Source organism: Cupriavidus sp. CuC1, assembly GCF_044627735.1.
GTDB classification, from domain to species: domain Bacteria; phylum Pseudomonadota; class Gammaproteobacteria; order Burkholderiales; family Burkholderiaceae; genus Cupriavidus; species Cupriavidus ulmosensis.
This window is the reverse complement of record NZ_JBIUHC010000244.1, coordinates 1-10070: the sequence shown is the minus strand read 5'-3', so window position 1 is coordinate 10070 and position 10070 is coordinate 1. Positions and strand designations below refer to the sequence as shown.

The 10070-nt window shown below is 67.1% G+C and carries 7 protein-coding genes; 4 read left to right on the top strand and 3 right to left on the bottom strand.

What is annotated here, in order from left to right:
- Positions 1–337: 337 nt before the first annotated feature.
- Positions 338–1138 (bottom strand): AraC family transcriptional regulator, encoded by an 801-nt coding sequence (locus ACGLHR_RS48520; RefSeq protein ID WP_400102867.1) that lies wholly within the window; start codon positions 1136–1138, stop codon positions 338–340.
- A gap of 135 nt (positions 1139–1273) precedes the next feature.
- On the opposite strand from ACGLHR_RS48520, the gene ACGLHR_RS48515 reads away from it, so the two are divergent.
- From ACGLHR_RS48515 to ACGLHR_RS48500, 4 genes are all read left to right on the top strand, one after another.
- Positions 1274–2755: an SLC13 family permease gene (locus ACGLHR_RS48515; protein WP_400102865.1), complete on the top strand. Its 1482-nt coding sequence runs from the start codon at positions 1274–1276 to the stop codon at positions 2753–2755.
- 571 nt (positions 2756–3326) lie between these two features.
- Positions 3327–4382 carry a VirK/YbjX family protein gene (locus tag ACGLHR_RS48510; RefSeq protein WP_400102864.1) on the top strand — a complete coding sequence of 352 codons (1056 nt, stop codon included), beginning with the start codon at positions 3327–3329 and terminating at the stop codon, positions 4380–4382.
- A gap of 210 nt (positions 4383–4592) precedes the next feature.
- A complete protein-coding gene (locus tag ACGLHR_RS48505; RefSeq protein ID WP_400102863.1) occupies positions 4593–5426 on the top strand; it encodes a GntR family transcriptional regulator in 834 nt (277 codons plus the stop codon).
- Positions 5427–5538: 112 nt separating this feature from the next.
- A complete protein-coding gene (locus ACGLHR_RS48500) occupies positions 5539–7077 on the top strand; it encodes an acetolactate synthase large subunit (RefSeq protein WP_400102869.1) in 1539 nt (512 codons plus the stop codon).
- A 379-nt stretch (positions 7078–7456) separates the two neighbouring features.
- Here the strand turns inward: ACGLHR_RS48500 and ACGLHR_RS48495 are convergent, their stop codons facing one another.
- Both ACGLHR_RS48495 and ACGLHR_RS48490 read right to left on the bottom strand, forming a co-directional pair.
- Positions 7457–8584: an acyl-CoA dehydrogenase family protein gene (locus ACGLHR_RS48495; protein WP_400102862.1), complete on the bottom strand. Its 1128-nt coding sequence runs from the start codon at positions 8582–8584 to the stop codon at positions 7457–7459.
- 25 nt (positions 8585–8609) lie between these two features.
- On the bottom strand, positions 8610–9824 hold the full coding sequence (locus ACGLHR_RS48490) for an acyl-CoA dehydrogenase family protein (RefSeq protein ID WP_400102861.1): 1215 nt from the start codon (positions 9822–9824) through the stop codon (positions 8610–8612).
- Positions 9825–10070 lie beyond the last annotated feature (246 nt).

The window sequence follows — 10070 nt, the reverse complement described above, 5'->3', positions numbered from 1 at the left end:
CAGGATGAATAGCTGTCCGGTGGAGATGGGTGTAGGGAGAACAGCTAGTTGTTCAAAAAATGTGGGCACACCTAAGCTGAGGGGCTGGGGGAGAGGGCGGGCGCTCGTCACGCCTGCGTGCTGGAAAACACCACGGGCTTCGCTTCAAGTGGCTAGCTAAGCCACCTCTCCGGCCCCAGGCCGCCGAGCGCGGCGGCTTGGCCAAGCGCGACCTGCCCGGTAGCGCCGGCGAGCAGCAGTGGCATGCCCATGCCCAGGGCTGCGGCGAGCATCGCGCAAGGATGCACCTGCGCGCCAGCGGACCAATGGATGGCTTTGGCGAGATATGTCTTTTCGCTCAGTGCCCCCTCCCGTGATGGCGGGACTCCGTGGCCAGGAAATCGCGCGGCGCCTGTCCCAGCGCGCGCCGGAACATGGTGGAAAAGGCACCAGCATTGGCATAGCCGGTTTCGGCCGCCACGTGCGCGAGCGGCTTGCCGCGGCTCATCAGATCGACGGCGTGCGCCAGGCGCAACTGCTGGCGCCAGGCGGCAAAGCTGGTGCGCAGCTCGGTGCGGAACAACCGCGCCAGGGTGCGCTCGCTGGCGCCCGTCAGTTCGGCCCATTGCGCCAGGCTCAGCGCCGAGCCGGGCTGCTCCATCAAGGCATCGCACAGCGCTTTGAGGCGGCGGTCGGTGGGCAAGGCCAGTCCCGGCCAGAGCGTGGGCGCTGCCCGCAATTCCTCGAGCAGCAAGGCTGCGCTCAGCTGGCGCCGGCGTGCGGACAAGCTGGGCGCATCGGTCAGCGCCGCCATCAGGTTGCGCATCAGTGCCGACACTTCCACGACCGCGCAGGTGGTGAGCGACAGGGGCGCCGCCGCAGGCAGCACGTAGCAGGCGTGCAGCGCCGCGTCGCCCAGCGTGACCACCTCGTGCTCCACATCGGGCGGAATCCACACCGCACGCATGGTCGGCACCACCCAGGTGGTGCCCGCCGCGGTCACGCGGATGCTGCCGCGCGAGGGGAAAGACACCTGCCCCCAGGCATGCCGATGGCGGCGAATGATGGCGTTGGGCGGCGGCAGGCGCAGGTGCACGATGACCGGCTGCTCGGCGGTGGGCTGGGTCAGCGGGACGGGCTGGTAGGTGGTGCGTGGCATGTGGCTTGGCGCGGCTTTGGCGCAGGTTTTCGGGTGTGGCTGGCATTCGTAAGAAATTGCCCGAGAAGTGTAACTCGGCCAGATCGACGCGCCCTACGATGGCGCTCATCGCATGGCGCCACGGAGTTCGTTCGCATGAGCAATACCAGTCAGCCCGGCTTGCCGTCCCCGGCCAGCCTTCCCGGCAATCCTGCCGCTTCCAAGGCGCCACCTGCAGCTGGCCCCGCGCCCGTGGGCAAGCTGTCGGACAGCGTGCGCGCCGCCACGGTCATCGCTCTGTGCGTGGCCGCGGTATGGCTGGTGGGCCGCGCCACCGGCGCGCCCGATGGCCTGGTGCTGGCGGCGGCGCTGGTGGCATCCACCGTGTGCTGCTGGGCGCTGGGCGTGTTGCCCGAGCCGGCTACGACGTTGCTGTTCTTCCTGTGCGCCGTCGTGCTGCACGTGGCGCCGGCCTCCGTGGTGTTCTCGGGTTTTGCCTCCACCGCGTGGTGGCTAATGTTCGGCGGCGCGGTAACCGGCGTGGCCTTGCGCCAGACCGGGCTGGCGCAGCGCCTGGCGGCCATCATCTTCCGGGGCCGGGTAGGCAGCTATCGCCAGGTGATTGGCACCGTGGCGGTGAGTGCCGTGGGACTGGCCTTCCTGATGCCTTCGACCACCGGGCGCGTGCTCCTGCTGATGCCGATCGTGCTGGCGCTGGCCGACCGGCTTGGCTTTGCACCGGGCTCCAACGGCCGCATCGGCATGGTGCTGACGGTGGCCGCCGCCAGCTACATGCCGCCCACCACCATCCTGCCGGCCAATATCCCGAACAGCGTGCTGCTGGGCGCGGCCAGCTCGCTGTATGGCATCAACCTGAGCTATGGCAGCTACCTCTTGCTGCATTTCCCCATCCTCGGCTTGCTCAAGACCATGATGCTGGTTTGGCTGGTATGCCGGATGTTTCCGGAGCACGGGCCGATCGCGGCACTCCCGCGCGAGCAGGCGAGCGCGCCGAGCCGCCAGGAAAAGCTGCTGGCCGTGATCCTGGTGCTGGCCGTGGCCGGGTTTGCCACCGACACGCTGCACGGCGTCTCGCCGGCCTGGATCTCGCTGGCGGCATGCATCGTCTGCCTGCTGCCGGGCGTGGGCCTGGTTTCCTCGCGCATGCTGGCGGAGCAGGTCCATCTCACGCCCCTCATCTATGTGGCCGGCTTTCTCGGCCTTGGCGCCGTGGTGGAATCCACCGGGCTGGGGACCGCCATCAGCGCGGCACTGTTGCGCTGGCTGCCCCTCTCGCCGGGACATACCGCCACCAATGTGGCCGCGCTTGGCGCGGTCGGGGCGAGCCTTGGGCTCATGACGACGCTGCCCGGATTGCCGGCCGTGCTGACGCCGCTCGCCAAACAGCTGGCGCAGGCCACGGGTTTGTCGCTGGAAGCCGTGTTGATGCTGCAGGTCCCCGTGTTCTCCACGGTGTTCTTTCCCTACCAGTCGCCGCCCATCGTGATCGCCATGCAGATCGGCGGCGTGGGGCTGCGCGACGGAACCCGCTTGTGCCTGGCGCTGGCCGCGCTGACCTTGCTGGTGCTGCTGCCGCTGGACTACTTCTGGTGGCGCCTGCTGGGCTACCTGCCGTGAACGCGCCGCCACCAAGCTTGCGCTAACTGAGGCGTGATTTCGGCCTTCGACTTCTGGTTAACCCAAGCAGGCCGCGCAAGCGACATGCGGGCTATGCGGGTAAGCCGGGATCAACCGAAGAAGGCAATCATGACGACAAGCGCGGACTGCGCGCCGCAAGCGCGCTGGCCCAGGCCGGCGCGCCTGTACTTCGCAACGGAGCGACGGCGCGCAGGCGCGCTGCACCGTTGATCCTGGACCGGCTGGGGTAACAGAGCGCATCCTGCACTTTTTCCGCGCGGCGGCCTGATTCACCGATGCTTCGGTGCCTCGGTCGGTACTTTTTTTTGCGTTCCAGGGGAAATGACTGCATTTGCTGTCAACCTGACGTATTACTATTCGTTACGGAATATTTCGAGGCAGAAACATTTAGCCCGGTGGCCCCCCACGCCGCCGGGTGCGCCTCGTGATCCAGGCTAAGCCTGGCCGCCTACTCGCCACCGCACGCGGCGGGCGCGGAGGTTTTGATCGTAAGCGCAGCACCACAAGACCGGGTACCGGCTTTGCTGCATCGGGAACAGGGGAGCGTCAAGTGGTGCAAGGACCAATCTCGAGCCTTCAATGGCTGTCGGGGCTCAGTGGCAGGGGATTTTTCCACGATCTCGGGCCTTTTTTCTATTTTCGCTATCTGGCGACGCTCACCGCGTTGTCCGCGTTTTGCTACCCGCCGGGCGGCAAAAAATGGATTTTCAAGCGTTTCAAGCTGATCTGCCGGTCTGCATTCCGCTTTGCCGCGGTGCGCAGCTGGTTGCAGGCGGTCGACTCCTGCGCGCTGATGCAGCGCGTAGCCCTGGCCAAGCCCTCGCTGCTCGAGCGTCCGTATCGCCCGCTTGGCGCATTCGGGCTGAGCTTTCGCGAGCGCATGCGTACGGTGCTGGATCACTACCGTGCCATGAGCACGCTGGTGCCGTTGGCGCTGAGCGAACGCGTCTACGTGGGCGGCGGGCTCGAGTGGGCGATGGGCGACGGCCGCTATACCTTGCGCCTGGCGGACTCCGGGCCGAACCCCAAGGAAGGAGAACTGGCCTTTTATTGGCTGGACACAGCCAGCGGCGTCTGCCTGAGCCAGCTCAGCTTCTACCTGGCGCAGCGCAAGGGCGGCACGGAGATCTTCGTCGGGGGCCTGCAAGGTCCCATGGGCGAAAACAGCCGTGACCTGATCCGCGAATCCACCAAGGCATGCGAAGGCCTGCGTCCCAAGGACGCGGTCATGGAAGCCCTGCTTGGCTTCGCCGCCGCGCTCGGGGTGCAGCGTATCGTGGGCGTCAGCAAGAAAAACCACGTGGGTCGCCAGCGCCACACTCCGCGCGAGATCCGTTGCGACTACGAGGGTTTCTGGATGGAGTCCGCCGGCCAGCCAATGCCTTGCGGCAATGTCGAGATGCCGGTCAACCCGCCGCGCCGCGATGTGATGGCGCTGCCGTCCAAGAAGCGCTCGGCGTACCGTCGCAAGCAGGCCCAGGTAGAGGCCATCCACGCGGCCGTGCGCGGGTTGTTCGCGGCACCCGCCGTGCCGCAGGCAACGACCCCGGCGCCTGCCCTGACGCAAGTCATTGCGCCGGCCCGCGCGGAGCCGCTGGCGGCGTAAGGGCGGGCGGCGACAGGCCGCCGTGGCGTGGATGCACACAAGAAAACGCGGGCTTCGGCCCGCGTTTTTTTACGCCGGCACTACAGTAAACCCTAGTAGTCTAGGTTTGTAGACCTTATTAAAGTAAGCCACTTCCGGTAAGCCACTTCCGGCCAGCGGCAATACGCTGGCGCCTCGCCAGCTTTCGCAGTCGCTGCGCCGCTCCCGCCGATGATGCCGAACCCTGTTTTTACCGCCTTGCCCGCCTCCAGCGACCTCCTGTCCCGCAGCCGCCAGCCGGTCTACCTTCAGCTCGCCACGATCTTCCGCCGCCATATCGAGAGTGGCGAATGGCGCCAGGGCGCGCGCATCCCGTCGCTCGAGCAGCTTTGCCGCGAGTTCGGCGTGGCCCGCATGACCATGCACCACGCGCTCTCCATGCTCGACGAAGAAGGCCTGCTGACCCGCGAGCGCGGGCGCGGCACGTTCGTCAAGGCAGGCTGCCGCGAGCGCCGCGCCATGATGCTGCCGGTAAGCTGGGACCAGGTGGTGGCGGTAGGCGAGCAGCTCGATACCGAGGCACTGTCCGAGTCCGACGGCACCGTCACTTTGCCGGACGAGCTAGGCATGCCTTGCGCCGCGGCGCGCGCGCCGGGCTATCACTTCCTGCGCCGCCTGCACCGGATCGAGCAGCGCCCGTTCGCGCTGGGCGAGGTCTTTATCGAGGCCAGCGTGTTTGCTCGCGAGCCGGAAGCGTTCCGCCACGGGCCCTCGGTGCCGGTGCTCGACCGTTTCCCCCAACTGAAGGTCACGGCCGCCAGGCAGCGCCTGTCGATCATTGCGGCGGGCGCGGAATCGGCAGCCAGGCTGGCTTTGCCCGTTGGCGCGCCGGTGGCCGAGTTGCGGCGCTATGCGTGCGTGGACGGTGTGATCGTCTATTACGCGCGCATCGAATTCCCGAGCGAGTTCGTGTGCCTGGATTTCGACCTGCTTGCGCCCGGCGTGGGCGCCGCCCCCGTTTATGCCTCACCGCGCCCGGCCGGCACGCCGGCGGCGCAGTCCTGATGCTTGACCACCAATCCATTCCCCAATCCGCCAACTGGAAATGAACGAGATGCCGAATACCGACCGCAACCAAGGTAGCCATGCAACCCATGGCGACAACGGGCAGAGCGAAATGAACGGCGCAGAAAGCCTGGTCAAGACGCTGTTGGCCTGCGGCGTGGACACCTGCTTTGCCAACCCCGGCACCAGCGAAATGCACTTCGTGGCCGCGCTCGACCGCATTCCCGGCATGCGTTGCGTGCTGGGTCTGTTCGAAGGCGTGGTGACCGGCGCGGCCGACGGCTACGCGCGCATGGCCGACAAGCCGGCGGCCACGCTGCTGCACTGCGGCCCGGGTCTTGCCAATGGCCTGGCCAACCTGCACAACGCGCGCCGCGCGCAGACGCCGGTGATCAACATCGTGGGCGACCAGGCCACCTATCACCGTCCGTTCGACGCACCGCTGACGGCCGATACCGAAGGCTGGGCGCGCCCCGTCTCGGTCTGGACCCGCACCGCCACGGATGCCGCATCGGTCGGCGCCGACGCCGCTACTGCGGTGCAGGCCGCGTGCGCCGCCCCCGGCGGGGTCGCCAGCCTGATCCTGCCCTCGGATGTCTGCTGGGATGCAGGCGGCAAGGTGGGCGTGCCGCTGGCGCCGTTGCCCGTGCCCAAGGTCTCGCCCGACGCCATCCAGCAAGCCGCACGCCTGCTGCGCTCGGGCCAGCCCACGCTGATCGTGCTGGCCGGCACCGCGCTGCGCGAAGCGCCGCTGGCCGATGCGCACCGCATCGCCGCCGCCACCGATGCGCGCCTGATCACGCCGATGTCCAACGCGCGCGTGTCGCGCGGCCGTGGCCGTTTCAACGTGGATCGGGTGCCATACTCTGGCGACGTCGCGCGCGACAAGCTGGCCGGCATCCGCAACGTCATCCTGGTGGGCGCGCCGCCCCCGGTGACCTTCTTCGCCTATCCGGGCAAGTCGCCCCGCCCGTATCCTGAAGACGCCGAAATCCATGTGCTGGCCCGTCCGGAACAAGACCTGGCCGAAGCCCTGGCACGGCTTGCCGACGAGTTTGGCGCCCCGTCAGTGCAGGTGCCGGCTTCGGTCGCTCCGCGTGGGATCGCCAAGGGTGCGGTGACCTCCGAGGCGGTGGCGCAAACGTTGACCGCGCTGCTGCCCGAGCAGGCCATCGTGGTGGAAGAGAGCGTGAGCTTTGGCCGTGCGTTTTATCCGGGTACCGTGCATGCCGCGCCGCATGACTGGCTGCAGCTCACTGGCGGTGCTATTGGCGATGGGCTGCCGCTGGCTACTGGCGCTGCGGTTGCCGCGCCTGGCCGCCGCGTTGTTGCGCTGCAGGCTGATGGTTCGGGCATGTACACGCTGCAATCGCTGTGGACCATGGCGCGCGAGAAGCTTGACGTTACCGTGGTGATTCTGGCGAATCGGAAGTATGCGATCTTGCTGGGTGAGCTGGCTGGTGTTGGCGCCAATCCGGGCAAGACTGCGCTCGATATGCTGGATATCGGGAACCCGGATCTTAACTGGGTGCAGCTGGCTAACGGGATGGGGGTGGAGGCTGCTCGGGCGGAGGATATGGAGCGGTTTGCTGAGTTGTTCAGTATGGCTAACGCTCGGCCGGGGCCGTTTGTTATTGAGTTGGTGATTTGAGGTAGGTGGGGGTCGAAAGGCAGATGCAACAGCAACTGCAACAGCAACTGCCTAACTTCAACGTCAAAAGCTTGAAGTCAAAGGCAGTTTCACCACCCCTTCGGGGCGGCGACCTACTTTCTTGTCTCGCCAAGAAAGTAGGCAAAGAAGGCGACCCGGATGCGACGAGGCGCCGCATAACGGGAGGTTCAAACCTTCACGGCTCGCTTCGCATCGCGTGTGGGTGTCTCCCGCCTGACTGGCGGGAGACACGGCTACACCGAATCGATGTTCAAGATCTCCCGCTGGTTGGCGCCCCTCTCCCACTTGTGGGAGAGGGGCCGGGGGAGAGGGCGGGCGCTCGCTAAATAGCGCCGCGCTCATAGGCCCGGCCCGGGCTTTACGCCGTCATCACCTCGCCATACCGTTGCACGTGGAAATCGCTGTCGCCCAGCAACGGGTCGATCATCGTGAGCCGCTTGAAGTAGTCCCCAACCTCCAGTTCATCCGTCATGCCCATCCCGCCGTGCAGCTGCACGGCTTGCTGGCCGACCAGGCGGCCGGCCTTGGCGACCGTGACCTTGGCTGCGCTGAGCATGCGGCGGCGTTGCGCGGGGTCGGTTTCGTCCAGGGCTTGCGCTGCCACGTAGGCCATCGAAAGCGCCAGTTCCTTCTGTACCAGCATGTCGGCCATGCGGTGCTGCAGCGCCTGGAATACGGCTAGCGGCTTGCCGAACTGCTGTCGCGTGCGCAGGTATTCGGCGGTGATCTCGATCAGTTTTTCCATGGCGCCGGCGGCTTCGGCGCATAGCGCGGCGATGCCGTGGTCGATGCCGTGGAGCAGGGCGGGCAGGCCGTCGGCAGCGTCGCCAACCACGGCGCTGGCGTCCACCGCGACATTCTGCAGGGTGAGGTCGGCGGCGCGCAGGCTGTCCATGGTGGGATAGCCGCGCACCGTGAGCCCGGCGGCGCTCTTCGGCACCAGGAACAGGGCTAGTTCATTGCTGCCGGCGATGCGCGCGGTAAGCAGGAAGGCGTCGGCGGCCTCGCCGTGCCAGGCCAGGCTCTTGTTGCCATTGAGGACATAGCCCTCGCCCTTGCGCTCTGCGCTGGCGCGTGCGGTCTCGGGGCGGTAGCGGGTGGTGGGTTCCAGGTAGGCGAGGGTGACCACGCGCTCGCCGGCGGCGATGGCGGGCAGCCATTCGTCTTTCTGGGCGGCGCTGCCGTAGGCGCTCAGCACGGCGGTGGCCATCACCGCCGTGGGTGTGACAGGTTCCAGCACCAGGCCGCGGCCCAGTTCGCGCTGCACCACGAGCTGGCTGGCGGCGCTTTCGCCGAAGCCGCCGAATTCGCCGGGCACGGTCAGGCCGAGCACGCCCATTTCGGCTAGCTGCGCCCAGGTGGCGCGGTTGAAGCTGCCGCCGCCGCGCGCGCTCTTGCGGCGTTTGTCGAAGGTGTATTCGGTATCGATGAAGCGGCGCAGGCTGTCCGCCAGCATCTGCTGTTCTTCGCTGTAGTTGAAGTCCATGGCTGTGCTTGTTCCGTCTGTGCTCTCAGAAACCGAGGATCATCTTGGAGATGATGTTCTTCTGTACTTCGGTGGTGCCGCCGTAGATCGATGTCTTGCGCATGTCGAAGTACGTGGACGCGGCGGGCGCGGCCCAGGCCGGGGCGTGCAGCGGCGCGTCGGCAGGCGGTGCTTCGCCGGCTTCGAGCCAGCGCGGGGAATACGGCCAGGCATTGGGGCCAGCCACTTCCATCTGCAGCATGGCCAGGTCCTGCTGGATCTCGGAGCCGCGGATCTTGACGATGGAGGCTTCCGGGCCGGGGCCGGGGCCGCGGCCGGCGTCTTGCGTGGCCACGCGCAGCAACAGCATTTCCAGCGCCATGATGTCCATCTCGATGCGGGCGATCTTGTCGCGCATGCGCACGTCGTCGATCAGCGGGCGGCCGGCGCCGTCGGTGGCTTGCGCGGCGTAGTGCTTGAGCTGGCGCAGCTCGCGGTTGCAGTGGCCAATGCCGGCAATGCCGGTGCGCTCGTGGCCGAGCAGGTACTTGGCGTAGGTCCAGCCGCGGTTCTCTTCGCCCAGCAGGTTGCCCACCGGCACTTCCACATCCTCGAACCACACCTCGTTGACGTCATGGCCGCCGTCGAGCGTGACGATCGGGCGCACCGTCACGCCCGGTGTCTTCATGTCGATCAGCAGCATCGAGATGCCTTCCTGCGGCTTGGACTCGGTATCGGTGCGCACCAGGCAGAAGATCCAGTCGGCGAAGTGCGCCATGGTCGTCCAGGTCTTCTGGCCATTGACGATATAGCGGTCGCCCTGGCGCACGGCGCGCGTCTTGAGCGAGGCCAGGTCGGAGCCGGAGCCGGGCTCGGAGTAGCCCTGGCACCAGAAATCCTCCACCGTGGGAATGCGCGGCAGGAAGCGTTCCTTATGCTCCTGGCTGGCGTACTTCATCAGCACCGGGCCGATCATGGTCAGGCCGAACGGCAGCAGCCGCGGCGCGCCAGCGCGGAACGCCTCGATCTCGAAGATCAGGCGCTGCAGCGCGTTCCAGCCCGTACCGCCCCATTCCTTGGGCCAGGTCGGCGCGCCCCAGCCCTGCGCGTGCAGGACACGGTGCCAGCGCACGTAGTCATCCTTCTCCACGCGCTGGTGAGCCAGCACCTTGTCGCGGATATCCGCAGGCAGGCTGGCCTGCACGAAACTCCGAACTTCTTCGCGGAACGCTTGTTCCGCCGCGCTGAAACGCAGGTCCATCTGTTTGTCCCTCGGTTGGGAAGGCGAGCCGCGGGCCGCCTCTTTGAGTCGTTGCGGGGATTCTATGTGTGGCAGGGCATTCGCTGCTTCCGCAATGGCAAAGCCGTCCTTCTGCGCTTGCGAACCGATGCCGGGCCGCGGCCAGCGCCCGCTGGCGCACATGCGAAGCGGTCGGGTAGCAGCGACGCATTACTGCGCCGCCGCCCCCTAAGAACCGGACGTGCGAGTCGCCCCGCATCCGGCTCA

Coding starts and splice junctions, on each gene's coding strand:
- ACGLHR_RS48520 (WP_400102867.1), bottom strand. CDS start 1,138: ATGCCACGCACCACCTACCAGCCCGTCCCGCTGACCCAGCCCACCGCC.
- ACGLHR_RS48515 (WP_400102865.1), top strand. CDS start 1,274: ATGAGCAATACCAGTCAGCCCGGCTTGCCGTCCCCGGCCAGCCTTCCC.
- ACGLHR_RS48505 (WP_400102863.1), top strand. CDS start 4,593: ATGATGCCGAACCCTGTTTTTACCGCCTTGCCCGCCTCCAGCGACCTC.
- ACGLHR_RS48500 (WP_400102869.1), top strand. CDS start 5,539: ATGAACGGCGCAGAAAGCCTGGTCAAGACGCTGTTGGCCTGCGGCGTG.
- ACGLHR_RS48495 (WP_400102862.1), bottom strand. CDS start 8,584: ATGGACTTCAACTACAGCGAAGAACAGCAGATGCTGGCGGACAGCCTG.
- ACGLHR_RS48490 (WP_400102861.1), bottom strand. CDS start 9,824: ATGGACCTGCGTTTCAGCGCGGCGGAACAAGCGTTCCGCGAAGAAGTT.